Here is a 26,374-nt window from a genome sequence, read left to right as displayed (position 1 = left end):
GGCCATCATGGGGACGCGGGGCGAGCTCCGCATCTACCTCGGTGCGGCGCCCGGAGTCGGCAAGACGTACGCGATGCTCGGCGAGGCCCACCGCCGCGCGTCGCGCGGCACCGACGTGGTCGTCGGCTTCGTGGAGACCCACGGCCGCGCGCGCACCGCCGAGCAGATCGACGGCCTGGAGGTCGTGCCGCGCCACGCGCTGGCCTACCGCGGCGGCCACTTCTCCGAGCTGGACGTCGACGCCGTCATCGCCCGCCGGCCACGGCTCGTCCTGGTGGACGAGCTGGCCCACACCAACGTGCCGGGTTCGCGGAACGCCAAGCGCTGGCAGGACGTCGAGGAGATCCTGGACGCCGGGATCGACGTCATCTCCACGGTGAACATCCAGCACCTGGAGTCGATGAACGACGTCGTCGAGCGGATCACCGGGGTCCGGCAGCGGGAGACCGTCCCGGACGAGGTCGTGCGACGCGCGGCCCAGGTCGAGCTGATCGACATGACCCCCGAGGCGCTGCGCCGCCGGATGGCGCACGGCAACGTCTACGCGCCGGAGAAGATCGACGCGGCGCTCGCCAACTACTTCCGCACGGGCAACCTGACCGCGCTGCGCGAGCTGGCGCTGCTGTGGCTGGCCGACAAGGTGGACGAGGCGCTCGAGCGCTACCGCGACCAGCACGGCATCACCGAGCCGTGGGAGGCGCGCGAGCGGATCGTGGTCGGCCTGACCGGCGGCCCGGAGGGCGACACGCTGGTCCGCCGCGCGGCCCGGATCGCCGCCCGCGCCGGACGCGCCGACCTGCTGGCCGTCCACGTGTCCCGGGCGGACGGGCTGGCGTCCGGCGCGTCCGCGCGGAACCTGGACCGGCAGCGCGCTCTGGTGGAGGGCCTCGGCGGCAGTTACCACCAGGTCCTCGGCGACGACCCGGCCAAGGCGCTGCTGGAGTTCACCCGGGGGGTGAACGGGACGCAGCTCGTGCTGGGGTCGAGCCGCCGCCGGGGCTGGCAGTTCGTGTTCGGGCCGGGTGTGGGCGTGACGGTCGCGCGCGAGTCGTCCGAGATCGACGTCCACCTGGTCACGCACGAGCACGTCGGGAAGGGGCGGGGACTGGTCAGCCTCGCGGGCAGCCCGCTCAGCGTCCGCCGCCGCGTCGCCGGGTGGGCGCTGGCGCTGATCGGCCCGCCCGCCCTGGTCGCCGTCCTGGACGCCGGGGACCGGCCGGGCCTGACCACCGACCTGATGCTGTTCCTGGCGCTGACCGTCCTGGTCGCGCTGGCCGGGGGACTGTGGCCCGCGATCCTCGCGGCCGTCCTCGGGTTCCTGGCCGTGAACTGGTACTTCACCCCGCCGCTGCACACCCTGACCATCGCCGAGCCGCGCAACGCGCTCGGCCTGCTGGTGTTCGTCGCCGTCGCGGTGGCGGTCTCCTCGGTGGTCGACCTCGCCGCCCGCCGCACCCGGCAGGCCGCGCGCAGCGGCGCGGAGGCCGAGACGCTCAGCATGCTCGCGACGTCGGTGCTGCGCGGCGAGAACGCGCTGCCCGCGCTGCTCGACCGCGTCCGCGAGACGTTCGGGGTGCGCGCGGTCGCGCTGCTGGAGCACACCGGCGACGGCTGGCGGACGCGCGGCGCGGTCGGCGCGGACCCCGCCGCCGACCCCGACGACGCCGAGGCGACCGCCGAGGTCGGCGGCGCCGCCGATGGCGCGGCGGCGGGCGAGCCGGGCGAGGAGACGGTGCTGGCGCTGTCCGGGCGGGTGCTGCCCGCGTCCGACCGGCGGGTGCTGTCGGCGTTCGCCTCGCAGGCCGGGGCCGTCCTCGCGTGGCGGCGGATGGCCGAGGAGGCGGCCCGCGCGCGGCGGCTGGAGGAGGGCGACAAGATCCGCACCGCGCTGCTCGCGGCGGTCTCGCACGACCTGCGCACGCCACTCGCGTCGATCAAGGCCGGGGTCAGCAGCCTGCGCGCCACCGACGTCCAGTGGGACCCCGAGGACGAGGCCGAGCTGCTGGCGTCGGTGGAGGAGTCCGCCGACCGGCTGGACGGCCTGATCGGCAACCTGCTCGACATGAGCCGCCTCCAGACCGGCGTGGTCACCCCGCTGATCCGCCCGGTCGCGCTGGACGAGGTGCTCCCGCGCGCCCTGCTGAACGTCCCGGAGGACCGCGTCCGGCTCGACGTGCCCGAGACGTTGCCGCCGGTCGCCGCCGACGCCGGGCTGCTGGAGCGGGCGCTCGCCAACGTGGTCGAGAACGCCGTCCGGCACAGCGCCGGGCCCGTCCTCGTCACGGCCGGGGAGCTGCGCTTCGGCCGCGAGCCGGACCGCGTCGAGCTGCGCGTCGTCGACCGCGGCCCCGGCGTCCCGGACGTGGTGAAGGAGCGGATGTTCGCGCCGTTCCAGCGGCTCGGGGACGCGCCGAAGGGCACCGGCGTCGGGCTCGGCCTCGCCGTCGCGCGCGGCTTCGTCTCGGCGATGGACGGCACCCTCACCCCCGAGGACACCCCCGGCGGCGGCCTCACCATGGTCTTCGGCCTGCCCCTTGCCCCAGGCGGTGGAGCCCCGGGCGGCGTCCCGGCCGCCCCGCCGGGCGTCCGCGAGGACCCCACCCGTGACAATGGCAGCCGGGACGAGCGAGAGGACAGGACGTGACACGCGTTCTCGTCGTGGACGACGAGCCGCAGATCGTGCGCGCGCTGCGGATCAACCTGAAGGCGCGCGGCTACGAGGTGGACGCCGCGCCGGACGGCCGGACCGCGCTCGACCTCGCCGCGCGCCGCCACCCGGACGTCATCCTGCTCGACCTCGGCCTGCCCGACATGGACGGCACGGAGGTGATCCGGGGCCTGCGCGGCTGGCTCACCGTGCCGATCATCGTGCTGTCGGCCCGGCAGGAGTCCGACGACAAGGTGGAGGCCCTGGACGTCGGGGCCGACGACTACGTCACCAAGCCGTTCGGTATGGCCGAGCTGCTGGCCCGGCTGCGCGCCGCCGTCCGCCGCTCCGCGCCGGTCGAGGAGGCCGCGGTCGTCCGGACCGACGCGTTCAGCGTGGACCTGGCCGCCAAGCGGGTCGAGCGGAACGGCGCGGACGTCCGGCTCACCCCGACCGAGTGGCACATCCTGGAGCTGCTCGTCCGCAACGCCGGACGGCTCGTCAGCCAGCAGCAGCTCCTCCAGGAGGTGTGGGGCCCGTCGTACGCCAAGGAGACCAACTACCTGCGCGTCTACATGGCCCAGCTGCGCCGCAAGCTCGAGGACGACCCGTCCCACCCGAGGTACCTGATCACCGCCCCCGGCATCGGCTACCGCTTCGAGGCGTGACCCGCGTCCCGGGAGAGCGCTCGGGCGTCCGGCGGGACGTCAGGCGCGCGTTAAGAAGGCGTTAAGACGCATCGAGGCGGCGTCAAGACGGCGTTAGCACGCCCGGAATGGCCTGATTTTGACGGAACCGTTCTGGTGTGCGAATTCCCCTGCTCAGGGCGCCCAAGCGCCTCCTGGTCGGCCGTCCGCTGCGCACCGAGCAGCTCGGCGACACGCTGCTGCCGAAGAAGCTCGCGTTGCCGATCTTCTGCAGCGACGCCCTGTCGTCCAACGCCTACGCCACCGAGGAGATCCTGCTCGGGCTCGGGCTCGGCGGCGTCGCGCTGCTGCGCCTCGCGCCCTGGGTGGCCCTCGCCGTCATCGTCCTGCTCGCCGTGGTCGTGCTGTCCTACCGGCAGACCTGCCACGCCTACCCCGGGGGCGGCGGCGCGTACGCGGTGAGCCGCGCCAACCTCGGCGAGACGGCCTCGCTGGCCGCCGCCAGCGCGCTGCTGGTCGACTACGTGCTGACCGTCGCGGTGTCGGTCGCGGCGGGCGTCGCCAACGTGACCTCGGCGTTCCCGGCGCTGGTCCCGTACGCGGTGCCGATCTCGCTGGCGCTGGTCGCCGTGCTCGCGGTGATGAACCTGCGCGGCGTCAAGGAGTCCGGGACGGTCTTCGCGATCCCGACGTACGGCTTCGTCGCGGTCGTCTACTTCATGATCCTCTGGGGCGCGCTGCGGGTGGCGTTCGGCGGGAGCCTGCACGCCGAGTCCGCGGGCATCGGGATCCACGCCGAGCACGGCTCGACCGGGCTGCTCGCGGTCGCGCTCGTCCTGCGCGCGTTCTCCCAGGGATGCACCGCGCTGACGGGCGTCGAGGCGGTGTCCAACGGCGTGCCGAACTTCAAGCGGCCGAAGAGCGCGAACGCCTCCCGGACCCTGGCGATCATGGGTGTCCTGACGATCGTGATGCTCGCCGGGATCTCCCTGCTCGCCCTGGTCAGCAAGGTGCACATCAGCGACGACCCGGCCCGGCTGGTCGGCGCGCCCGCCGGGTACGAGCAGAAGACCGTGATCACGCAGGTCGCGGCGGCCGTCTCCGGCGGCGACCACTCCCTGCTGTTCTTCCTGGTCGCGGGGTTCACCGCGGCGATCCTGGTGCTGGCCGCCAACACCGCCTTCAACGGCTTCCCGATCCTCGGGTCCATCCTCGGCGCGGACGGCTTCCTGCCCCGGCAGTTCTCCCGGCGCGGCGACCGGCTCGTCTTCAGCAACGGCGTCGTCATCCTCGCGCTGCTCGCCGGGCTGCTGATCTGGGCCTTCGACGCCAGCACCACCCGGCTCATCCAGCTGTACATCATCGGCGTGTTCGTCTCGTTCACCCTGTCCCAGGCGGGCATGGTCAAGCACTGGACGGACGAGCTGCGCACCTGCCCGCCCGGACGGCGCGGGCGGGTCCGCCGCGCCCGCGTGATCAACGCGTTCGGCGCGCTGCTCACCGGCCTCGTCCTGGTCGTGGTGCTGATCACCAAGTTCACCCACGGCGCGTGGATCGTGGTGATCGCGATGCCGGTGGTCTTCCTGATGATGAAGGCCATCCACCGGCACTACGAGCGGGTCGCCGCCGAGCTGACCCCCGGGGACGACGCCGTGGCGCTGCCCAGCCGGATCCACGCCGTCGTGCTGGTCTCCCGGCTGCACACCCCGGCGCTGCGGGCCCTGGCGTTCGCGCGCGCGACCCGGCCGTCCACGCTGACCGCGCTGACGGTCAAGACGTCCGACGCCGAGGTGGACACCCTGCGCACCGAATGGGCCGAGCGCGACATCCCCGTCCCGCTGGTCGTCCTGGACTCGCCCTACCGGGACATCACCGGGCCCGTCCTGGACCACGTGGCGCGGCTCCGCCGCCGGTCCCCGCGCGACGTCGTGGCGATCTTCATCCCCGAGTACGTCGTCGGACGCTGGTGGGAGCAGCTGCTGCACAACCAGAGCGCGCTGCGGCTGAAGGCCCGGCTGCTGTTCCGGCCGGGCGTCATGGTCATCAGCGTCCCGTGGCAGCTCGGTTCGGCGCGCGCCGAACCCGATTCCGTCCCGCCGGGCCCGGGGGAGACCGTGTCGTCCGGGTCCGGCGGGTGATGGGGGTGACGGTGCCGTATCAGCGGTCCTGGACCGGTTCTTTCACGGACCGGATGCTTTAGGCTTCGAATCATGGACGAGCGAGCGGCCGGTACGACCTCCACCGACGGAGGCGGGGCACGGCCCGGTGGCCTGCGGCGATTCCTGCGGCGCATGGCGTCGAGCAAGGAGGAGCTGGAGGCCGAGGAGCTCCAGCGGTCCACCGGCGAGGAGGGGGCGACCCCCATCACCGCGTGCACGGCTCGGCAGCGCGCCTGCGTGGCCGGTACGCTACGGACCGTGACTTTGCGACCCCGAGGCGGAGCCCCGGCCCTGGAGGCCGAGCTCTACGACGGCACCGACGTTGTCAACCTGGTCTGGCTGGGCCGGCGCAAGATCGCCGGGATCGACCCCGGCCGTCGGCTGCGCGCCGAGGGCTTCGTCAGCGTCCAGGACGGCCGCAAGGTGATGTTCAACCCCCGCTACGAACTGCGGGGCGCGTGACATGGCGGCCGGTGACACCGCCTCGTCCGGCGACGTCCCGTCCCCTGACGCCTCCTCAAGCCCCGCGGCCCCGGGCCATGCGGGGTTCGAGACCGTCGAGGAGGTCATCCGCGCCCAGCTGACCAAGGTCTTCGGCGGACGGCGCGGCGTGGTCGAGGGCGCGGTGCCCACGATCGCGTTCACCGGGGGCTGGGTCATCACCCATGACCTGCGGCTGTCGCTGTACGTCGGCGGCGGCTCGGCGCTGCTGCTGCTCGCCGCCCGGATCGTCCAGCGGACGACGCCGCAGTTCGTCCTCAACAGCCTGCTCGGCATCGCCATCGCGGCCTTCTTCGCGCTGCGCTCGGGCAAAGCGCAGGACGCGTTCCTGCCAGGCATGCTCTACTCCGGCGCCGTCAGCCTGCTCATGCTGCTGTCGATCGTGACCCGCTGGCCGTTCGTCGGTTTCATGATCGGCGCGGCGAACCCCGACGACCCGTTCGGCTGGCGCAAGGACCCGGCCATGGTGCGGGTGTGCACGCGGCTGTCCTGGCTGCTCATGCTGCCCAGCGTGCTGAAGCTGGCCTTCCAGATCCCGCTGTACCTCGCGGGCCAGGTCGCCGCGCTCGGCGTCGCGAAGGTCGTGCTCGGCTGGCCCGCGTACGTGGGCGCCCTCGGCCTGGCGCTGCTGATGCTCATGCGCACCAGCACCCCGCTGCAGACCGCCCCGGTCCCGGGCTCCTCACTCCCGAGCACGGGGGCCACGGCCGAATCCGCTGCCGGAAAGGCGTCCGGGCAGGTCCCGGACGCGACGCCCGCCGGGGCCGTCGAACCCCGCGAGAGCTGACCGGATCCTGCCGTCAGGATCGCGTTAAGACGCCACGAAACGGGACGTTCGCGGACCTACGATCTTGACTGATCCCGGGGCCAGGGAGGCTCCGGTGGAGTCGAGGTCGGTGACGGCGCGAAGATGCGGTGCCTGCGCTCCGGTTGTTCCGGGAGCATCGAGGACGGCTACTGCGACGTGTGCGGATTCCCGCCGGACGGGACGGCCCTGACGCCGTCCGCGGCGAAGGCCGGAGCACTCGCGAACCACGGAAACGGAAGCCCGGACGGGCGTGCCGGAGCGGTCACGGGAGCCGCGACCGCCAGCACCCGCCCCAGCCGCCCGACGATCGGCGGCGGTGTCCGGCAGGGCTCGCCGCCGGGCGCGTCCGGCCCAGGATCGGGCGGGGACGGCCGGGCCGGTTCGGCGAGCGGCGTTCCGACCCCGTTCGGCGTCATCGGCACGTCCGCGCGCGTCCCGGACGAGGTCCTGGCGCGCACCCTGAGCGGACGCGTCGCCTCCCGCCGCGCCAACGGCGGCGGATCCGGCAAGGCGGGCACGCACGGCGGACGCGCGGAGTCCGGCGTGTCCGGATCGGGCCCCGCGAACGGGACACGCGGCACGCAGGGGTCCCGCGGATCCCGGGGCTCGCGCGGGTCGCGCGGGTCGCGGGGGAGCAGGGGGTCGTCCGGGGCGTCCCGGCGCGGCCAGCTCGGCGCGGGCCTGGTCGAGATGCCCGCGGTGCCGGAGCGTGACCCGTCCACCGCGATCATGAAGGACCCGAAGGTCCCCGAGCACAAGCGCCGCTGCGGGCACTGCGACGCCCCGGTCGGGCGGGGCCGGGACGGGAATCCCGGCCGGTCCGAGGGCTACTGCCCCAAGTGCGGGACGCACTTCTCGTTCACCCCGAAACTGGGACAGGGCGAGCTGGTCGGCGGGCAGTACGAGGTGCTGGGCTGCCTCGCGCACGGCGGCCTCGGCTGGATCTACCTGGCCAAGGACCGCAACGTCTCGGACCGCTGGGTCGTCCTGAAGGGCCTGCTCGACACCGGCGACGCGGACGCGATGGAGGCCGCGGTCGCCGAGCGGCGGTTCCTCGCCGAGGTCGAGCACCCCAACGTCGTCAAGATCTACAACTTCGTCCAGCACGGCGACGCGGGCTACATCGTCATGGAGTACGTCGGCGGGCGGTCGCTCAAGGAGCTGGTGCTGGAGCGGCGGACCGCCGGGGAGCCGCTGACGCCCGCGCAGGTGATGGCCTACGGCCTGGAGGTGCTGCGCGCCCTCGGCCACCTGCACGAACGGGGCCTGGTCTACTGCGACTTCAAGCCCGACAACGCGATCCAGGCCGAGGAGCAGCTGAAGCTGGTCGACCTCGGCGGCGTCCGGCGGCTGGACGACGACGAGGGCGCGGTCTACGGGACGGTCGGCTACCAGGCGCCCGAGATCGCGGGCGAGGGCCCGTCGGTCTCGTCCGACCTGTACACGGTCGCGCGGGCGATGGCCGTGATGAGCTTCGAGTTCACCGGCTACACCGGCGTCCACCGGGTCGGCCTCCCGGACGCCGCGGACGTGCCGGTCCTCGCCGCCAACCCGTCCTTCGACCGGCTGCTCCGCCGTGCCGCGCACCCCAACCCGGACGAGCGGTTCTGGTCGGCGCAGGAGATGACCGAGCAGCTCACCGGGGTGCTGCGGGAGACGCTCGCCGCGCGCGACGGGGAGCCGCGGCCCGCCGCGTCCACGCTGTTCGGGCCGGAGACGCGGGTGGTGGGGGCCAGGCTGGGACGTCCGCCGACGTTCCGGGAGGCCGCCTCGGCGCTGCCGGTGCCGCTGGTGGACCCGGACGACCCCGGCGCGCGGAACGTCGCGGCGCTCGCCGCGTCCGCGCCCGAACAGGTCGCCGTGGCGCTGGGCGGCGACCGCCCGCGCTCGGCGGAGGAGACGTTCCGGCTGGTCAGAGCGCTGATCGAGCTGCGCTGTCAGGAACGCGCCCGGGAGCTGATCATTGCCCTGGACGAGGCGGACTGGCGCGCGCACTGGTTCTGGGGCCTCGCCGCGCTGGCCGACGGTGACGGAGCCGCCGCGGCCCCCGAGTTCGGCCGCGTCTACGACGTGCTGCCCGGCGAGGCGGCGGTGAAGCTGGCCCTGGCGTTCGCCGCCGAGGCGGTCGGCGACACCGCGGGCGCCGTCCACTTCCACCGGGCGGTCTGGCGCACCGACCGCTCCTACGAGAACGCGGCGTTCGGGCTGGCCCGGGCGCTGATCGCCGAGCAGGACGACCAGGCCGCGGTGCGGGTGCTCACCGAGGTGCCCGCCTCGTCCGGGCGGCACCTGGACGCGCAGGTCGCCGCCGTCGTCGTGACGATCCGGGGCTGGGCCCCCGGAGCCGACCCGGTCCGCTGGCGCGCGACCCGCGAGGACCTGCTGGCCGCCCTCGACCGGGTCGAGGCGCTGGACCTTCCCGAGGAGCGCGGAGCCCGCGTGATCGCCCTCCTCCTGGAGGCCCTGGTCGCCGAGCTGGAACGGAACGGCGGCCCGCCGCCGGACCGGCGCGTCCTCGGCGTCGCCTATGAGGAGAAGGCGCTACGCGGGGCGCTGGACGGCGTCTACCGCGACCTCGCACGGCTCTCCACCTCGCGGGGCCGCCGCCGCGGCTTCGTGGATCGTGCCAACTCGATTCGACCGAGGACGGTGTTCTGATGGCCCGCACGCCCGCCGCGCTGCCGCCCGCGGACGAGGACGGCATCCGGCTGCCCGTCCGGACCGCCCCGTCCGGCCACATGGTGATCGACCCACGCGGCTGGCTCACCCCCGACCGGTTCCGCAACCTCGCGGCCCTGATCGGGCTGCTGACGGTCGTCCTGGCGGTGCTGACCTCCGTCCGGGCGTCCAGCGGCGAGGAGGGCTTCAGGGAGATCGGCCACGAGGCGGGCCCGCAGGTCGTCGCGTCGTCCGATCTGTACCTGGCGCTGAACGACATGGACGCCCAGTTCGCCAACGTCCTGCTCATCGGGAACGCCCAGGGGCTCGGCGTCACGCGCGAGCGGGTCCTCAGCGACTTCGACCAGCGCCGCCGGCAGGCGGACGCGGACCTCCAGAAGGCGTCCGCGCTCGCCGGGGACGACCAGCGCGCCGCCCTCGCGCTGCGCCGGGCCCTGGACGGTTTCGGCCGCTACCAGGCGCTCGCCGCTCAGGCGATCCTGCTGGACGGCCAGCGCCCGCACCCCGCCGCCAGGCCGCCGACCGCCGCGCTCACCCTGTACAGGCAGGCGAACGTCGAGCTGAAGCAGGTCGTCCTGCCCGCCGCCGACACGCTCCGCAGCGCCAACGCCGACCGCGTCGAGAGCGCCTACCAGAGCAGGCACCGCGCGCTGAGCTCCGGCGCGGACGCCGCCCTGGCGCTCGGCGCCGGCACGGTCGCGGCCCTGGCGCTGCTCCAGTTCTCCCTGGCCCGCCGCACCCGCCGCCTGGTCAACCCGGCGCTCGTCCTGGCCACCCTGGCCGCCCTCGGCGGGACGATCACGGCCACGTCGACCCTCGGGTCGGCCGCCGACCACCTGCGCGTCGCCAAGAAGGACGCCTTCGACTCGGTGCTCGCACTCACCCGGGCCCGCGCGATCGCCTGGGACGCCAACGCCGACGAGTCCCGCTACATCGTCGACCCGCAGCGCTCGGTCGTCTACCAGGCCGACTTCTACGCCAAGGCGAACAGACTCGTCGACACCCGCAGCGGCCTCCCCGGCGACTACCAGCACGGTCTCGGCAAGATCGTGGAGACGTACGAGGCGGGCGCGTCGCGCCATGCGTACCCCACGTTCTCCACCTTCCCCGGCCTGATCATGGACGAGTTCCGCAACATCACCTTCCCGGGGGAGCGGACGGCGGCGGAGGACGTCCTGAAGGGCTGGCAGACCTATCAGGGCAACGACGTCCGGTTGCGCGACATGGTGGCCCGCGGGCGGACGCAGGAGGCGGCGGGCTTCGACACCTCGCCGAGCCCCAGCGCCTCCAACGGCTCGTTCACCGCATTCGACGCGGCCATGGCCCGGGTGATCGGCATCAACGACGCGCAGTTCGCCTCGAACATCAGGAGCGGCGGGGACGTCCTGTCCGGCTGGACGGTCGTCCCGCCCGTCGCCGCGGTCGTGATCATCGGCCTGGTCCTCGTGGGCGTCCGCCCCCGCCTGGCCGAGTACCGGTAGAGGGGCGGAACACACCGGTGGCGGGGCAGAACACAAGGTCCCGCCGCACCCGGGAGGGCGCGGCGGGACCTTGTGGGGCGGCGGGCGTCAGTTGGCGTTGAGCAGCTCGGCGAGCTCGTCCTCGACGTCCTGGGACGCGACGAACATCAGCTCGTCGCCGGGCTCCAGGGTGTCGTCCGGGGTCGGGACGAGCACCCGGCCCTCGCGCAGGATCGCGACCAGGGCGGTGTCGCGCGGCCAGGTGACCGACCCGACCCGCTCGCCGCCGAGCGGCGCGTCCTCGGGCAGGGTCAGCTCGACCAGGTTCGCCTCGCCCTGCCGGAAGGTCATCAGCCGGACCAGGTCGCCGACGCTGACGGCCTCCTCGACCAGGGCCGACAGCAGGCGCGGCGTGGACACCGCGACGTCCACGCCCCACGACTCGTTGAACAGCCACTCGTTCTTCGGGTGGTTGATCCGGGCGACGACCCGGGGCACGCCGTACTCGGTCTTGGCGAGCAGCGACACCACCAGGTTGACCTTGTCGTCACCGGACGAGGCGACCACGACCTGGCAGCGCTCCAGCGCCGCGTCGTCCAGGGCGGCGATCTCGCACGCGTCGGCGAGCAGCCACTCGGCCCGCGGCACCATCTCGACCTTGATCGCGCGGGGGTTCTTGTCGATCAGCAGGACCTCGTGCCCGTTCTCCAGCAGCTCCTGCGCGATGGACCGGCCGACGGCGCCGGCCCCGGCGATGGCGACCCGCATCAGTGCTCTCCCTCGGTGCGCACCGCGACGGCGGCGTTGATCCGTTCCAGGTCCTCGGCACGGCAGATGGCGTGCACGATGTCGCCGTCCTGGACGACGGTGTCGGCCTCGGGCACCAGGGCCTCGCCCATCCGGGTGAGGAAGGCCACCCGGGTGCCCGCGGCGGCCTCCAGCGTGGCGACCTTCTCACCGACCCAGGACGCGCCCGAGTCCAGCTCCGCGAGCACGACGGTGCCGGTCGGGTCGCGCCAGAGCGGCTCGGCGCCCTCCGGCAGCAGGCGGCGCAGGATCTGGTCGGCCGTCCACCGGACGGTCGCGACCGTCGGGATGCCCAGGCGCTGGTACACCTCGGCCCGGCGCGGGTCGTAGATCCGCGCGACCACGTTGTCCACGCCGAAGGTCTCGCGCGCCACCCGCGCGGAGATGATGTTGGAGTTGTCGCCGCTGGAGACCGCGACGAACGCGGACGCCTGGTCGATGCCCGCCTCGGTCAGGGTGTCCCGGTCGAAGCCCACGCCGGTGACCCGGCGGCCGCGGAAGCCGCCGCGCAGCCGCCGGAACGCCTCGGGGTTCTGGTCGATGATGGCCACCGAGTGGCCCTTGTCCTCCAGGATGTGGGCGAGGGTCGATCCGACCCGTCCGCACCCCATGATCACGATATGCACGGCCGTTCCTTCTCCGGAGCCCGAGGTTTCCGATGATCCTTGCCGGGCTGCAAAACTACACAGCCGCCTGACCCCTTACTACCCGACCCCACGTCACACCCCTGTGGTGGACGGCCCGCGCGGGCCTCGGAGGCGGTCGTCGCGGGCGTGTTGAGAAGTCGTAAAGAGGGCAGGCTAGAGTCTGCTCTCGTGTCGAAGGCTCCGGACCTTGTGAAGCGCCTGCTGCTGGGACGCGCCCTGCGCAGCGCTCAGCAGCACGAGCAGCTACTTCCCAAACGGATCGCGCTCCCGGTGTTCGCGAGCGACGCCCTGTCGTCGGTGGCCTACGCGCCGCAGGAGATCCTGCTCGCGCTGGGGGTCGGCGGCCTGGCGATGTACCAGTACACCCCGTGGGTGGCCGCGGCCGTCGTGGTGATTCTACTCACCGTGGTCGCGTCCTACCGCCAGAACGTCCGGGCGTACCAGAGCGGCGGCGGCGACTTCGAGGTCGCCACCACCAACCTGGGCGACAACTGGGGCGTGGTCGTGGCCGCCGCCCTGCTGGTCGACTACGTCCTGACGGTCGCGGTGTCGGTGTCGTCCGGCGTGGAGAATCTCGGCGCGCTGCTGAAGTTCCTGCAGCCGCACGAGGTGCTGGTCGCGATCGGCATCGTCGTCCTGGTGACGATCGCGAACCTGCGCGGGCTGAAGGAGGCGGGCGTCGCGTTCGCGATCCCGACCTACCTGTTCATGTTCTCGATCATCGCGATGCTGCTCTACGGGATGGTCCGGCTCGGCCTCGGCACGGACCTGAAGGCGGAGACCGCCGACTACGAGATCGTCGGCAAGGAGGCCGGGCTCGGCGGGGCCGCGCTGATCTTCCTGCTGCTGCGGGCCTTCTCGTCCGGCTGTGCGGCCCTGACGGGCGTGGAGGCGATCTCCAACGGCGTCCCGGCGTTCCGCAAGCCCAAGGGCGAGAACGCCGCCAAGACGCTGCTGATGCTCGGCCTGGTCGCGATGACGATGTTCGGCGGCGTCACCGCGTTCGCCTACTACACCAAGGCCAAGTTCGCCGAGCCGAGCCAGGGCAGCCAGCTGATCGACCCGGCCACCGGCAAGGCCGTCCACGACGCCGACCCGGTGATCGCGCAGGTCGCGCACACCGTGTTCTCCAACTTCACGCCGGGCTTCGCGCTGGTCACCACGATGACCGCGCTGATCCTGTTCCTGGCCGCCAACACCGCCTTCAACGGCTTCCCGGTGCTCGGCTCGGTGCTCGCGCAGAACCGCTACCTGCCGCGCCAGTTCCACACCCGCGGCGACCGGCTGGCGTTCTCCAACGGCATCATCATCCTCGCGACCATGGCGGGCCTGCTGATCTACGCCTACGACGCGTCGGTGAGCAAGCTGATCCCGCTGTACACCGTCGGCGTGTTCGTGTCGTTCACGGTCAGCCAGGTCGGCATGGTCCGGCACTGGAACCGCCTGCTGCGCACCGAGCAGGACGGGCAGCAGCGCCGCCGCATGCGGACGTCCCGGGCGATCAACGCGTTCGGCGCCACGCTCACCGGGATCGTCCTGGTGGTCGTGCTGGTCACCAAGTTCATGCTCGGCGCCTACATCGTCTGCATCGCGATGCCGGTGCTGTTCCTGCTCATGAAGGCGATCCGCAAGCACTACGACCGGGTCTCCGCCGAGCTGGAGCCGACCGGCGAGGACGTGGCGCTGCCCGCCCGCAACCACGCGATCGTCCTGGTCTCCAAGATCCACAAGCCGACGCTGCGGGCGCTGGCCTACGCCCGGGCGACCCGTCCGTCCACGCTGGAGGCGGTCACGGTCTCGGTCGACGCCGAGGAGGCGCACCGGCTCCAGGAGGAGTGGGACGCCCTCGACGTGCCCGTCCCGCTGAAGATCCTCGACTCGCCGTACCGGGAGATCACCCGGCCCGTCCTGGACTACGTCAAGAGCGTCCGCCGCAAGTCCCCCCGGGACGTGGTGACCGTGTTCATCCCCGAGTACGTCGTCGGCCACTGGTGGGAGCACCTGCTCCACAACCAGAGCGCGCTGCGGCTCAAGGGGCGGCTGCTGTTCCAGCCGGGCGTCATGGTCACCAGCGTCGCCTGGCAGCTCCAGTCGTCCGACCGGCTGAAGGGACGCGCCGAACCGGCGTTCGGGTCGTCCTACCGCATGCCGACCGGCTCCGGCGGGACTGGCGCGGGGGACGGGCGGCGGGATGAGGCGTCCGCTGGTGGCGGTATCGTTTCGGAACGTGACAGCTGATCTCGGACCCCACGAAGGCGACCTCCTCGAACTGGAGGTCGGCAACGTCGCCAACGGCGGCTTCTGCGTGGCCCGGCACGAGGGCCGCGTGGTCTTCGTCCGGCACGCGCTCCCCGGCGAGCGGGTCCGGGCTCGGGTCACCGAGGCCACCAAGCGGTTCCTGCGCGCGGACGCGGTGGAGATCATCACCGCGTCCGACGACCGCGTCGAGGCGCCGTGCCCGTTCGCCGGTCCCGGACGCTGCGGCGGCTGCGACTGGCAGCACGTGTCGCTGCCCGCCCAGCGCCGCCTGAAGGCCGCGGTCGTCGAGGAGCAGCTCGCCCGCGTCGCCGGGATCACCCGCACCGTCACGGTCGAGGAGGTCCCGTACCCGTTCGCGGGCGAGGACATGACGCCCCCGCCCGGCCTCGGCTGGCGCACCCGCGTCCAGTTCGCGGTCGAGAACGGCACGCCCGGCCTGCGCAGGCACCGCTCGCACGACATCGAGCCGATCGACGAGTGCCTGATCGCCCACCCGGGCGTCGAGATCATGGGCATCGAGACCAAGCGCTGGCAGGGCGCCAACAGCGTCGAGGGCATCACGTCCGCGGCGACCGGCGACCGCCTGGTGTCGGTCCGCGGCCCGAACCCGCGCAAGATCCGCGTCCCGCGCCTGGACGTCCCGGTCCGGCTCATGCGCGGCAAGCCCGAGCAGGGCACCACGCCGCCGTACGTCCGCGAAGAGGTCCAGGGACGCATGTTCCAGGTCTCCGGATCCGGCTTCTGGCAGGTGCACCCGGGCGCGGCGCAGACCCTCGCCGCCGCCGTCATCGACGCCCTGGAGCCCAAGCCCGGCGAGATCGCCCTCGACCTGTACTGCGGGGTCGGCCTGTTCGCCGCGTTCATCGGCGAGCGCGTCGGCCGCGACGGCCTCGTCGTCGGCATCGAGTCGGACGGCCAGGCCGTCCGGGACGCCAAGTTCAACCTCCGCGACCTGCCGCAGGTCTCGTTCGAGCGCGGCCCGGTCGAGGAGGTCATCGCCGACCTGGAGTTCGGCCGCTCCGACGACTCGTCCGCCCGGACGCAGAACAAGCGCGCCTCCGGCCACCGCCGCGGCTCCCGCATGCGCGGCGCCGACATCGTCGTCCTCGACCCGCCCCGCCAGGGCGCGGGCCGCGAGGTCGTCGACCGTGTCGCCGCCCTCGCGGGCCGCAAGATCGCCTACGTCTCCTGCGACCCGGCCACCCTGGCCCGCGACCTCGGCTACTTCTCCGAGCGCGGCTGGACCCTCGAGTCCCTCCGCGCCTTCGACGCCTTCCCCATGACCCAGCACGTGGAGTGCCTGGCCACGCTCGTCCGCGGCTAGCCGCAGGTCAGACGGCTGTTCCCCGCGGATCCATCCGCGGGGAACAGCCGTTTTTTCAAGATCCTCACGCATGAGTGACGCACGATCTTGAAGCGTCGGCGGCCCCGCGCGGACGGTCAGCCGTGCCGCGAGTAGAAGGCGGTCGCTCCGCCGTAGGTGAGGGCGAAGACGGCGGCGAGCCACGTCCACGGCCGCCCGTCGTGGCCACGCGCGAGTTCGAAGATCATGGCGCCGACCATCACCACGACCAGGACGTTCAGTGTGAACGACGAGACCCGCAGGTTGATCTGCCGGTGCCGCTCGTCCTTCACCTCGCCCCGCATCAGCGCCACGGTCTCCGAACGCCGCGACCCGAGGACGAGCAGCGCGGAGTAGACCCACATCACCGCGAGCCCGAACACGGCCATCCAGACCTCGCCCCAGGCCATGAAGATCACGAAGTAGACGACTCCGGCGACCGCCCCGAGCGCCGGGGCGCCCCACCGCTGGGCGCGCTCAGTCGACATGAAAGATCCCCTCCACCGTCGTCCCGAAGTACCGCGCGATGCCGATGGCGAGCGGCAGCGACGGGTCGTACCGCCCCTGCTCGATCGCGTTCACCGTCTGCCGCGACACCCCGAGTTCCCGTCCGAGCTCGGCCTGCGACAACCCCTTGCCCGTCCGCAGCTCACGCACGTCATTACGCACACATGGAAAGTAAGCTTTACACCCCGAGATGTCAAGTGTCCTTTACATCACCCTCGCCGCCGAGCGTGGCGGAGCGGCGGCGCCCTCCTTGAGCTCGCGCGGGGCGTGCTGCGGGGTTGACCTCAATTTTGGTTGAGGTTTTACGGTGGTGATCATCTGAGAGTTCGAGGAGGTCATCATGCGGGTTGCGGGATTCAGTGAGCCGGGCGGGCCGGACGTTCTGCGCATCTTGGACGTGCCGACGCCGGGGGCCGGGCCGGGGGAGGTCCGGGTGCGGGTGCGGGCGGCGGGGGTGCAGCCGTTCGACCTCGCCGTCCGGGAGGGGTGGACGCCTCCCTACATGGAGACGCCGCCGCCGTTCCCGCGCGTGCCGGGCAACGAGTGGGCCGGTGTCGTGGACCAGGTCGGGGACGGCGTGACGGAGTTCGCGGACGGGGACGAGGTGATGGGGAACTCCGTCCTCGGCTCGTACGCCGAGTTCGTCGTCGTGCCGGTCGCGAACGTCGTGCGCAAACCCGCCGGGATGCCGTGGGAGGTCGCCGGGGCGTTTCCCGCCGCCGTCATGACCCCGCACATCGCGCTGGACGACCTGCGCGTGGGGGAGGGCGACACCCTGTTGATCCACGCGGCGGCGGGTGGCGTGGGCGCGGTCGCCGTCCAGATGGCGGTGAACGCGGGGGCCACCGTCATCGGGACGGCCAGCGAGGAGAACCACGAGTACCTGCGTTCGCTCGGCGCGATCCCGGTGACGTACGGCGAGGGCCTGGCCGACCGCGTGCGCGCCGCCGCGCCGGACGGCGTCGACGCCGCGTTGGACGGAGCGGGTGGCCACGCCCTCGAGGTCTCGCTCGAGCTGGTCAAGGACCGCGACCGCATCCTCACGCTGGTCGAGCACGGCCGCGCCGAGGAGCTGGGCATCCGGACGACCACGTTCTCGAAGCGCTCGATGGCGCGGGTCGCCGACTCCGCCAGCCTCTTCGAGGACGGACGGCTGTCCCTCAACATCAGGGACGCCTACTCGTGGACGCGGGCGGCCGACGCGCACCAGCGGGTCGCGACCGGCCACGGCCGGGGCAAGGTCGTCCTGGTCATGGACTGACCTCGGGGAAGAACGCGGCGGGCCCGGCGGACGGCCCGCCGCGTCCCTGACTCGCGGCCTCCATGACCGCCGCGATCAGGCCGGTGTTCTCCGGTGCGCCGCCTCCGCCGCCGGTCGAGAACCGCCGCCGGACGTAGCTGTAGGCGATCCCGGACGCGGGGTCGGCGAACGACTGGGTCCCGGTCGCGCCGGCGTGACCGAACGAGTCCGTCCCCAGCTCGGGGTAGGCATGGGAGGTCACCTCGAAGCCGAGCGCGAAGTGGTTCCGTTCGTGCGTGACGAGGTCGATGCCCGCGTCCTGGGGCGTCGTGAACTCGGCGATCGTGTCGCCGGTGAGCAGCGGCGGCGTCGTCCCGTCGCCGATCGCCGCCGCGTACACGCCCGCGACGCCGCGCGCGTTCCCGACCCCGCCGGACGACGCCGGGCCGAGCGCCCGCGTGTTCCGCGTGTTCGCGAACCCGACGAGGAACTCGCCCATGTCGTCCACCTGCGGCGCGTTCGCGTTGAACGCGACGCCGATGAGGGTGTCGCCGCGCATCCGCCCCTTGCGCCTGGTCGGCGGAAGGACCGGGAGGAAACGGGACTCTTCCGACTCGGGAAGTCCGAGGAAGAAGTCGAGTCCGCGCGGCGCGCGAATCCGCTCCTCGAAGTGCTCCTGGATCGACCGTCCCGTGGCGCGCCGGACGACCTCGCCGGTCAGGGCGCCGATCACGAACGCGTGGTACCCGTAGGCCGTCCAGGGCTCCCAGAACGGCCGCTGCCCGGCGAGCCGCGCCGCGAGCAGCCGGTCGTCCGCCAGCTCCTCGTTCGTGAACCCGCCGTCGACCCCGATCACCCCGGACCGGTGTCCGAGCAGCTCACGCAGGGTCAGGTGTTCCTTCCCGAACCCGCTGAACTCGGGCCAGACCTCGGAGACCGGCTGGTCCAGCTTGAGCGTCCCGTCCTGGACGAGCATCGCCACGACCAGGTGCGCGGCGCCCTTGGCGGTCGAGAACAGCGCGGTGATCGCGTTCTCGCCGTCCGGTGAGGCCCACAGGTCGACGACCTTCCGGCCCTGCTGGAACACGGCGAGCTGAGCGTCCGGATCGCCGTCCGGACCGTCCACGGCCGCCGCGAACGCCGCGCGGACCCCGTCGAACCCGTCCGCCGCGAACCCGTGCACGTCCCTCATCGCAGCTCTCCCCGCTCGTCGCTCACCAGACCGTCGATCGCCGCGAAGAACTCCGCGATCCCCGGACGGTTCGGACCCTTCTCCCGCGAGATCCGGAAGTCCTCGGCGCTCCGCCACTCGACGATGTCCAGCCACTCGCCGCCGGGCAGCTCGACCAGCCGCGCGCCGAGGAACCCCGCGCGGTCGGCCTCGAAGTCGGCCACCATCGCGGGACGGGCCGCGAGCAGCCGCTCCCTGTCGTGCGCCGTGAACCGGGTCAGTTCGATCACCGTGTCTCGCCTCCTTCAACGAGACGGGACGGTATAGTCACCTCCAGATAAAGTCAACAGAGGTGATAATCACCTGGAGGTGACTATGCGCCGCGGCGAGCGCAAGCGCGCGGATCCGGACCTCGGCATCCTCACGACCCGGCTCTTCTTCGGCATCCAGCGCGAACTGTTCGGCGCCCTCGCCGAGCAGGGCTACGACGACCTGCGCGCCCAGCACGGCGCCGTCCTCGCCTACCTGGACGAGGACGGCACCCGGGCCACCGACCTCGCGCAACGCTCCGGCCAGCACAAACAGGTCACCGGCAAGCTCGTCGACGAGCTCGAGGCCCTCGGCTACGTCGAACGCCGCCCCGACCCGTCCGACCGCCGCGCCAAGCTCGTCGTCCCGACCGGGCGCGGCCTGGCCCAGATGCGCGACTCGGACGCGATCCTCGCCGCCATCGAGGCCCGCCATGCCGAGACCTTCGGCCCCGACGCGTATGCCGAGTTCAAGCGCCTCTACCGCCTCATCGCCGAGTCACGCCCCCCTGCCCGATGACGCCCCCGTCCGGCCGGGGGCGTCCTCGTCCGTCGCCGGGCGGGGCGGCGGCCTCGTCCGCTACTCGATGACGATCTCGAACGGGATGTTGCCGCGCGTGGCCTTGGAGTACGGGCAGGCCGCGTGCGTCGCCTCGACGAGCTTCTCGCCCACCTCGCCCTCGAGGTGCTCGGGAAGCTCCACCCGCATGACGACGCCGATCGCGAACCCGCCGTCCGACGCGTCCTTGCCGATGCCGACCTCGGCCGTGACCGAGACGTCCTTGACGTCCAGCTTCATCTCCCGCGCCACGGCGCCCATCGCGCTCGCGAAACAGGCCGCGTAGCCCGCGGCGAACAGCTGCTCGGGGTTGGTGCCCTTCCCGCTCCCGCCCAGCACGGTCGGGAAGGCGAGCGCCAGGTCGAGCTGGCCGTCCGAACTGACGGCCCGCCCGTCCCGTCCGTTGGCGGTGGCGACGGCGGTGTACAGCGCGTCCATGATCGGACTCCTCTCGAGAAGATCTCTCTGATGCGATTGACTGTACACAACTAAGTTGGGCGCAATCTAATTGCTCGAGAGATATCCTGGTCACATGACGACCGAGATTCGCGCCGACGACCTGCTCCGGCTGGACCGCCAGCTCTGCTTCTCCCTGCACGCCGCGTCCCGCGCGTTCACCGGCGTCTACCGGACCGTCCTGGCGGACCTCGGCCTCACCTACCCGCAGTACCTGGTCATGCTCACCCTCTGGGAGCACGACGAGCTGCCGGTCAAGGAGATCGGCGACCTGCTCCGCCTGGACTCGGGCACCCTGTCGCCCCTGCTCAAGCGCCTGGAGACCGCGGGCCACGTCCACCGCCGCCGCAGTGAGGAGGACGAGCGCTCGGTGGTCGTCACCCTCACCCCGGAAGGCGAGGCCCTCCGTGCCCGGGCCGCCGACGTCCCCCGCCGCATGGCCGAGGCGTCCGGCCTGACCCGGGACGAGTTCCAGACCCTCCGGGCCCTCCTCGCCACGGTCACCACCAACCTCGACCGGGCGAACCTCTGACTCAGCCGGTCCAACCTCGACCAGGCGGGCCTCTGAGTCAGCCCGTCGTCCAGGCCCGGAGCTTCTCGGGGTTGCGAAGCACCCAGATGTGCTTGATCCGGTCGTCCGCGATCTCGAACGCGAACACCGTCACGACGACGCCGTCCTGCTGGGCCACCAGGCCGGGCTGGCCGTTGACCGTCCGCTCCAGGAACGTCTGGTCGGCGGGCACCCGGCCCGCGAGCTCGACCCAGGCGCGCGCGATCCGGTCGCGCCCCTCGATCGGCTCCAGGAAGGTGAGGGCGAGGCCGCCGCCGTCCGCGACCGCCGTGGCCTCGGGGTCGAGCAGGCCGATCAGGGCCTCGATGTCCTTGGCCTCCCACGCCTGCTTGAAGTCCCGGACGATCCCCGCCTGCCGGGCCGTCGGACTCACGGGGGCCTGCGACTCGCGGATCCGCCGGCGGGCCGAGGAGGCCAGCTGCCGGCACGCCCCCGGCGTCCGCCCGACGATCTCGGCCACCTCGGCGAAGGAGTGGCAGAAGACGTCGTGCAGGACGAACGCGACGCGCTCGGCCGGGGTCATCGACTCGAGCACGACCAGGAAGGCCAGGTTGACCGACTCGTCGAGGGTGACCCGGTCGGCCGGATCGACGGGGGCGCCGCCCGTCCGCACGCCGCCCCACTCCGCGCGGTCGGGCAGCGGCTCGGGCAGCCACTCGCCCACATAGGTCTCCCGCCGCGCCCGCGCGGACCTGAGCACGTTGAAGCACACCCGGCTGGCGACCGTCGTCAGCCACGCGCCGGGCGACGCGATGGCGTCCTGCTCCTCCCGGGACATGGCGTACCAGCGGGCGTAGGTCTCCTGGACGGCGTCCTCGGCCTCCGCCAGGGAGCCCAGCAGCCGGTACGCGAGATTGATCAGCTGACGCCGCTCGCTCATGATCGCGTCCAGGCCCGGCAGGCCCGGGTCGACGGTTTCCGCCCCAGATCCGGTGGTCATGGTGCCCGTTGCTCCCTAGGTCGCGTCTGTCCTCACCCCGTCCGACACCACAGCGCACCGGAACGTCAGGCCGGTGCCCCGCCAGACATTCCGCCGGGCTGCCGTGTCGAACGCTGCGACGAACCCATCATCGAGCGAACGGAAGACCCATGACCACCGAGACGTTCACCGCCCCGGCCTCCGCGCAGAGCATCGAGCGGGCCGCCAAGGCCCTCGCCGAGAACGGCTTCACCGTGGAGATCCTTGACGACGCCGCCGCGGCCCGCGCCCGCGTCGCCGACCTGATCCCGGACGGCGCCAGCGTCTTCACCGGGGCCAGCGAGACCCTCCGTCTCTCCGGCATCGACGAGGACATCAACGCCGGCGGACGCTACGACGCCCTCCGCCCGCGCGGCCTCACCATGGACCGCGAGACCCAGCTCGCCGAGATCTGGAGGATGATGTCCACCCCCGATGTCATCCTGGCCAGCGTCCACGCGGTCACCGAGACCGGCTCCCTCGTGATCGCCTCCGCCAGCGGAAGCCAGCTCCCCGCCATGGCCGGCGCGGCGGCCCGCGCCATCTGGATCGTCGGCGCGCAGAAGATCGTCCCCGACCTCCCCACCGCCCTGCGCCGAGTCGAGGACCACTGCCTCCCCCTGGAGAACGACCGCGCCATGACCACCTACGGCAAGCCCAGCGCCCTCAACCGCCTCCTCATCCTCAACGCCGAACCCACCCCCAACCGAGGCACCGTCCTCCTCCTCCGCGAAGCCATCGGCTTCTGACCCCACCGGGAGCCGTCCCCACCCCGGACGGCTCCCACCCAACGGCCGCCTCACCCAGCCGGTGCGCTCACCCGCGCACTCAGCCGCCCGGACGATCCCGCAAAAGGTGTCCGGAATCATGACTGCGGCCTCGGAGCGGTTTCGGAGTCCCCTGAACCCCACAGTTCGATCCCCTCGACCCAATCCAGATTCGCGAAGGCTCGCTCGAACAGGGACCTCGCCACGCTGGCTCCGCGGCAGAACCCGAAGAGGCGGTCGAACATCACGCGCTGCGCAGGCTCCGGCAGGCGTTCGATGTCCACGATCAGGTGACGCAGGATGACAACCGCCCACTCGGTCTGGCCTGTGCGCTCCAGAAAACCGAGGCAATCCGAATAGCGGACGATCAGGTCACCCACGTCGGTCGCCGGGCCCGCCCAGCACAGCCTCAGATAGGCGTTGGCGCCTGAGACGATCCCCGTCCCCGTCCCCGTCGACGTCTCGGCGAGGAAGGTGATGAGTGGCTCTTCGACCTCCGGGTCATTCCAGAGTGGCGAGTCGAGCGCGTGGATCAGAAGATCGGTCTCGGGGTCGCAGGTGAAGTGCGCTGAGGCGAGGAGTTTGCCGGCGGTGAGGTTCTTGAACCTCTCACTTGAAAGGAGCCAGTCCACCGTGGGAGTCGGCCCGACGAGCGCGGCGTCGTTCACCAGAAGGATCTCTGGTCGGTCGTTCGCCCAGGTGCGTTCGAGGCGTAGGGAGGCGGCCAGCCCCAGCCAGCCGTCGGCCTCGAGTTGCGAACGCCACAGGCCGGTGCAGCGTAGCCACGATTCGAGTGGTTCGAGGGAGTCGGGGAAGAGTTCACGTCCGGTGATCTGCTTCCTTGCCGCGACGAGCAGGAGAAGCAGGTTGGCCGAATGGACGGCCACGCGTGCGGGGCTGGACGACCGGAGGGGTTGGTACTCGCTGAGCGTTCGGCCGACGCGGGGTGCGAACGCCTCGTGGAACAAGTCATGCAGGAGCGGGCTCAGGGCATCGCGGTCCGGCGAGCGGGCGATCAGCGTCCGGAGGAAGTGGACGACGGGCAGGCGGCCGGTGAGCGGGACGAACGACAGCAGTGCGTGCAGGAAGGCGTCGTCCAGACGCTGGTGATGGCTTCGCGAGATCCTCGCGATGGACGTCAGGGCCGACAGTTCACGGACGACCAGTCGCGCGACCAGGTACTCGCCGAACGTCGCGTGCAGGAACTCGTAGGTGCCGCTTATCTCACCGTCCTGCATGGCCTGCGAGCGGTGGACGAAGAAGAAGCGGCCGACGACCACCTGCCCAGGCGTCAGTGCCGCGCGGACGGACCCTTGGTGCGTGGCGGGGGGCTCGGGGAGCAGCGTGGCCAGGTCGCGGGTGAGTTCGTCCTCGCTGACCCACTGGCGGCCTCGGTTGAACATCGCGAACGCCGTGATCGAGAGGCGCTGCAGCTCGTCCTCGACGGCGTCTGCGAAGGGCGCGCCGTCCAGTTCGGGGTGGAGTTTGCGGACCTCGCGTTCGGCGAAGCGGGTCAACAGCCGTTCGTACAGGTCCGCTGAGTCGAGAGCGTGGTCGTCCTTCTGGAGGGCGTTGTCGTCCGAGTCGTACAGCGCGAGCATCAGTAGGAGCAACGGCTGGGACGCCAGGTCGGGGTGGCGGAGCGCGGTCGCAGCGGGGAGCGGCGTCAGGCCGCGGGCGGTGAGGGCTGAGGCGTTCGCGCTGTTCCAGATGTCCAGCCAGCGGGCGGTCTGGGATTCGGAGAAGGGCTCCAGCCGGACGGCCACGATGCCGCCCGCCGGGATGCGCATGCGGTCGGCCACCGACGTCCGGCTGGTGACCAGCACCGCGACCGGACGGCCCTGCGCGGCCTCGCGTTCCTGGAAGCGGACGACCTGCTCCAGGTAGTCCGACTGGCTGACGCCCGTCGCCTGAAGGAGTTCGTCGAAGCCGTCCAGCAGGACGACCGGCAAAGCGTCCCGGGCGCTGCGTGCGAGGTCGGGCCAGCTCATGGTCTCGCCCGTGGCGGCGCGGATACCGGCCTCGATCTGGGTCTGGAGATCGGCGTCCGCCGGGACCTCGCGCAACGCCACCCGCACGGCGAGGAAGTCCTCGGGCGGCAGTGACGCCGCCAGCATCTCCGTGAACTTCGACTTGCCCGACCCCGGTTGCCCGAGCAGCAGAAGCGGCTCGCTGACGGTGGCGAACGACGTCAGGTATCCGACCAGGAACGCCTGCAGATCGTCGTGGACGCCGCCGACGTCCCAGGTCTCCTCCTCGTTGAGCCTCACGATGGTGGGATGCGCCTGCGCGACCCGGTATCGGGGGTTGACGTAGATCTCGGCGAGGCTCGGGAAGACCAGGGACTCCGGCGATTCGGCGCTCAACGCCACCGGACGGTCCAGCCGCGCGCGATGCGCCCGGGCCAGCGCGGCCCGCCGGTCGTCGGGCGCGGCCCCGGACGAGAGTCGTTCGAGGACGGCCCGCAACCCCTCCAAACCCGTCCGCAGCGATGCCAGTTCGGCGCGCATCGCTTGGTGGTCCGTCTGGTTGGTCCAGAACGCGAGTTCGGGAAAGTCCGTGGCCAGGCGCAGATACAGCTCCTGGTACCGGCGCAGCGCGGCGGCGGGCAGGGTCACGGTGAGCGTGATCCGCGCCTGCCGGGCCTGCCCTTTCATTTCAGGGGCGACCGACGCCAGGTCGGAGATGGCCATACCGAGCCCCTGAAAGAATTGGAGGCAATCCTGGTGAGGCGCATCCTGGTAGCGGACGAAGGCGTCCTGCCGGACGTCGTTCTGCGTCAGGTACGAGACCACCCGCTTCAGCCGCCGGGACGGCTCGGCCCCCACAAGACTCAGCTGGTCAGCGCGTGTGAAGGAGCGCAGACCCGAAGGGAGGTCGGCGGCGGCGAGGGCGTCGAAGAAGGCGGCCAGCATGATGACCTTGCGGGCCGCCTCCAGGCGTTCGGTGCGGGAGAAACGGGACAGGCCGCGCATGCGGTCGCTCAACCCCGAGACCAGTTCGCGGCTCAGCTTCCCCAGCTCGCCCTTCGCGTCGAACAGGCTGAGGGCGAGTTCGCCGCCACCTGCCGTCGCCGTGAGAAGCACCCCGCCCATCAGGCGGTCGAGGGCTTCCACGACAGGGCTTCTGCCACCGAGGATCTTGACGGCGTCCTTGTAACTGAGTCCGCGGGCCATACCGGTGAGACGCTCGGGGTGGCCGAAGTGTTGCGGCGGCGGGGCCGGAGGGGCGGGCGAAGGAGGTCGCCCCTCCGGCCCCGCCTCCGCCCGGAGGGACGGGCGAGGAGGACGGTCCCTCCGGTTCCTCGGAGGCCTGAGCGCGGGGGAGGTGGTGCCTCCGGTCGGCGCGGGGGTGGGGTGCGCCGGGCTACGGGGCCCGGGGACCCGCGCCGACCGGAGGGGCCGCGGGAGGGCGGTTGGTTCAGCGGGCCAGGAAGGCCGTGACGACGGTGGCGAGGACGGCCGCCGCCGCGGTGATCAGCGACAGCAGGGCGACGGTGTGACGGAAGCGGGTGTCGAGCGTGCCCCGGGTGACCTGTTCGCGTTCGGTCGCGGTGAGCCGGTCGTCCAGGTCCTGGAGCTGGCGGGTCAGGTCGTCGGCACGCCGGTCGTGCAGGTCGTCGCGCTGGAGCAGCAGGGCGAGCCTGCCCTCCAGCCCGGCCATCCGGACATCGGTGCCGCGGCGCAGCTCCGCCAGGGCCAGCTCGACGGTGAGGGGTCCTTCCTCGGTCAACGGCTTCAGCCTCTCGTCGTTCGCGGGCCGCGCCGGTGACCGGGGAGGTCCGTCCCACGGACCCGTGTTTCCACCATAGGAATGTTCCGGCAAGGTGACAAGGGTATGTCTGGTAATAACCGGAAACTCTGATGTGGGAAATTTTCCGC

The 26,374-nt window shown here is 72.1% G+C and carries 23 protein-coding genes; 13 read left to right on the top strand and 10 right to left on the bottom strand.

Annotation, left to right across the window (positions count from 1 at the left end; genetic code table 11):
* Positions 1 to 7: 7 nt before the first annotated feature.
* From P696_RS51420 to P696_RS51410, 7 genes are all read left to right on the top strand, one after another.
* Complete coding sequence (locus tag P696_RS51420; RefSeq protein WP_064744315.1) at positions 8 to 2,644, top strand: sensor histidine kinase; 2,637 nt, start codon at positions 8 to 10, stop codon at positions 2,642 to 2,644.
* Entirely contained in the window at positions 2,641 to 3,315 is a 675-nt protein-coding gene (locus P696_RS0140320) for a response regulator (RefSeq protein ID WP_026416768.1), read from the top strand. Before P696_RS51420 ends, P696_RS0140320 begins: the two co-directional genes overlap by 4 nt.
* A 137-nt stretch (positions 3,316 to 3,452) precedes the next feature.
* Positions 3,453 to 5,432: an APC family permease gene (locus P696_RS0140315; RefSeq protein ID WP_026416767.1), complete on the top strand. Its 1,980-nt coding sequence runs from the start codon at positions 3,453 to 3,455 to the stop codon at positions 5,430 to 5,432.
* Between the two features lie 72 nt (positions 5,433 to 5,504).
* Entirely contained in the window at positions 5,505 to 5,915 is a 411-nt protein-coding gene (locus tag P696_RS0140310) for an OB-fold nucleic acid binding domain-containing protein (protein ID WP_084339001.1), read from the top strand.
* Between the two features lies 1 nt (position 5,916).
* Positions 5,917 to 6,741, top strand: coding sequence for a DUF3159 domain-containing protein (locus P696_RS51415; RefSeq protein ID WP_064744313.1), 825 nt, complete (start codon positions 5,917 to 5,919; stop codon positions 6,739 to 6,741).
* Positions 6,742 to 6,864: 123 nt separating this feature from the next.
* Positions 6,865 to 9,420: a serine/threonine-protein kinase gene (locus P696_RS0140300; RefSeq protein WP_084338999.1), complete on the top strand. Its 2,556-nt coding sequence runs from the start codon at positions 6,865 to 6,867 to the stop codon at positions 9,418 to 9,420.
* On the top strand, positions 9,420 to 10,922 hold the full coding sequence (locus P696_RS51410; protein WP_051468994.1) for a hypothetical protein: 1,503 nt from the start codon (positions 9,420 to 9,422) through the stop codon (positions 10,920 to 10,922). The genes P696_RS0140300 and P696_RS51410 overlap by 1 nt, the downstream gene beginning before the upstream one ends.
* Before the next feature lie 87 nt (positions 10,923 to 11,009).
* Here P696_RS51410 and P696_RS0140290 read toward each other — a convergent pair whose 3' ends face one another.
* Complete coding sequence (locus P696_RS0140290; protein ID WP_026416764.1) at positions 11,010 to 11,669, bottom strand: potassium channel family protein; 660 nt, start codon at positions 11,667 to 11,669, stop codon at positions 11,010 to 11,012.
* Positions 11,669 to 12,334: a potassium channel family protein gene (locus tag P696_RS0140285; RefSeq protein ID WP_026416763.1), complete on the bottom strand. Its 666-nt coding sequence runs from the start codon at positions 12,332 to 12,334 to the stop codon at positions 11,669 to 11,671. The genes P696_RS0140290 and P696_RS0140285 overlap by 1 nt, the downstream gene beginning before the upstream one ends.
* A 189-nt stretch (positions 12,335 to 12,523) precedes the next feature.
* On the opposite strand from P696_RS0140285, the gene P696_RS0140280 reads away from it, so the two are divergent.
* Positions 12,524 to 14,593 carry an APC family permease gene (locus P696_RS0140280; protein ID WP_026416762.1) on the top strand — a complete coding sequence of 690 codons (2,070 nt, stop codon included), beginning with the start codon at positions 12,524 to 12,526 and terminating at the stop codon, positions 14,591 to 14,593.
* Positions 14,583 to 15,938 carry a class I SAM-dependent RNA methyltransferase gene (locus P696_RS0140275; protein WP_051468992.1) on the top strand — a complete coding sequence of 452 codons (1,356 nt, stop codon included), beginning with the start codon at positions 14,583 to 14,585 and terminating at the stop codon, positions 15,936 to 15,938. The genes P696_RS0140280 and P696_RS0140275 overlap by 11 nt, the downstream gene beginning before the upstream one ends.
* Positions 15,939 to 16,054: 116 nt before the next feature.
* Here P696_RS0140275 and P696_RS0140270 read toward each other — a convergent pair whose 3' ends face one another.
* Positions 16,055 to 16,444 (bottom strand): DUF2178 domain-containing protein, encoded by a 390-nt coding sequence (locus P696_RS0140270; RefSeq protein ID WP_026416760.1) that lies wholly within the window; start codon positions 16,442 to 16,444, stop codon positions 16,055 to 16,057.
* The gene (locus P696_RS0140265) at positions 16,434 to 16,625 is read right to left on the bottom strand and encodes a helix-turn-helix transcriptional regulator (RefSeq protein WP_026416759.1); all 192 of its coding nucleotides are present in this window, start codon (positions 16,623 to 16,625) and stop codon (positions 16,434 to 16,436) included. The genes P696_RS0140270 and P696_RS0140265 overlap by 11 nt, the downstream gene beginning before the upstream one ends.
* Before the next feature lie 178 nt (positions 16,626 to 16,803).
* Here P696_RS0140265 and P696_RS0140260 point away from each other — a divergent pair, with 178 nt between their 5' ends.
* Positions 16,804 to 17,724, top strand: coding sequence for an NADP-dependent oxidoreductase (locus tag P696_RS0140260; RefSeq protein ID WP_026416758.1), 921 nt, complete (start codon positions 16,804 to 16,806; stop codon positions 17,722 to 17,724).
* Here P696_RS0140260 and P696_RS51405 read toward each other — a convergent pair.
* Entirely contained in the window at positions 17,714 to 18,895 is a 1,182-nt protein-coding gene (locus tag P696_RS51405; RefSeq protein ID WP_051468990.1) for a serine hydrolase domain-containing protein, read from the bottom strand. The two genes, P696_RS0140260 and P696_RS51405, sit on opposite strands and share 11 nt — an antisense overlap.
* Entirely contained in the window at positions 18,892 to 19,164 is a 273-nt protein-coding gene (locus P696_RS0140250; protein ID WP_211245998.1) for a hypothetical protein, read from the bottom strand. Before P696_RS0140250 ends, P696_RS51405 begins: the two co-directional genes overlap by 4 nt.
* Before the next feature lie 85 nt (positions 19,165 to 19,249).
* On the opposite strand from P696_RS0140250, the gene P696_RS0140245 reads away from it, so the two are divergent.
* Positions 19,250 to 19,702, top strand: coding sequence for a MarR family winged helix-turn-helix transcriptional regulator (locus tag P696_RS0140245; protein WP_026416756.1), 453 nt, complete (start codon positions 19,250 to 19,252; stop codon positions 19,700 to 19,702).
* A 60-nt stretch (positions 19,703 to 19,762) separates the two neighbouring features.
* Here the strand turns inward: P696_RS0140245 and P696_RS0140240 are convergent, their stop codons facing one another.
* On the bottom strand, positions 19,763 to 20,179 hold the full coding sequence (locus P696_RS0140240; protein WP_026416755.1) for an organic hydroperoxide resistance protein: 417 nt from the start codon (positions 20,177 to 20,179) through the stop codon (positions 19,763 to 19,765).
* Positions 20,180 to 20,273: 94 nt separating this feature from the next.
* Between P696_RS0140240 and P696_RS0140235 the strand changes: the two genes are divergently transcribed.
* Positions 20,274 to 20,729, top strand: a complete 456-nt coding sequence (locus P696_RS0140235) for a MarR family winged helix-turn-helix transcriptional regulator (protein WP_026416754.1) — start codon at positions 20,274 to 20,276, stop codon at positions 20,727 to 20,729.
* Positions 20,730 to 20,766: 37 nt separating this feature from the next.
* On the opposite strand, the gene sigJ is transcribed toward P696_RS0140235, so the two are convergent.
* Positions 20,767 to 21,708: an RNA polymerase sigma factor SigJ gene (gene sigJ, locus P696_RS0140230; RefSeq protein WP_026416753.1), complete on the bottom strand. Its 942-nt coding sequence runs from the start codon at positions 21,706 to 21,708 to the stop codon at positions 20,767 to 20,769.
* Between the two features lie 149 nt (positions 21,709 to 21,857).
* On the opposite strand from sigJ, the gene P696_RS0140225 reads away from it, so the two are divergent.
* Positions 21,858 to 22,475 (top strand): LUD domain-containing protein, encoded by a 618-nt coding sequence (locus P696_RS0140225; RefSeq protein WP_026416752.1) that lies wholly within the window; start codon positions 21,858 to 21,860, stop codon positions 22,473 to 22,475.
* A 116-nt stretch (positions 22,476 to 22,591) separates the two neighbouring features.
* Here the strand turns inward: P696_RS0140225 and P696_RS51400 are convergent, their stop codons facing one another.
* Positions 22,592 to 25,669, bottom strand: coding sequence for an NACHT domain-containing protein (locus P696_RS51400; protein ID WP_051468988.1), 3,078 nt, complete (start codon positions 25,667 to 25,669; stop codon positions 22,592 to 22,594).
* A 244-nt stretch (positions 25,670 to 25,913) separates the two neighbouring features.
* On the bottom strand, positions 25,914 to 26,225 hold the full coding sequence (locus P696_RS0140215; protein ID WP_034489573.1) for a hypothetical protein: 312 nt from the start codon (positions 26,223 to 26,225) through the stop codon (positions 25,914 to 25,916).
* Between the last annotated feature and the right edge of the window lie 149 nt (positions 26,226 to 26,374).

Origin of the sequence: Actinomadura oligospora ATCC 43269 (genome assembly GCF_000518265.1) — a bacterium.
Taxonomy (GTDB): domain Bacteria; phylum Actinomycetota; class Actinomycetes; order Streptosporangiales; family Streptosporangiaceae; genus Spirillospora; species Spirillospora oligospora.
The sequence above is the reverse complement of the archived record's forward strand: the minus strand, read 5'-3'. Positions and strand labels throughout refer to the sequence as shown.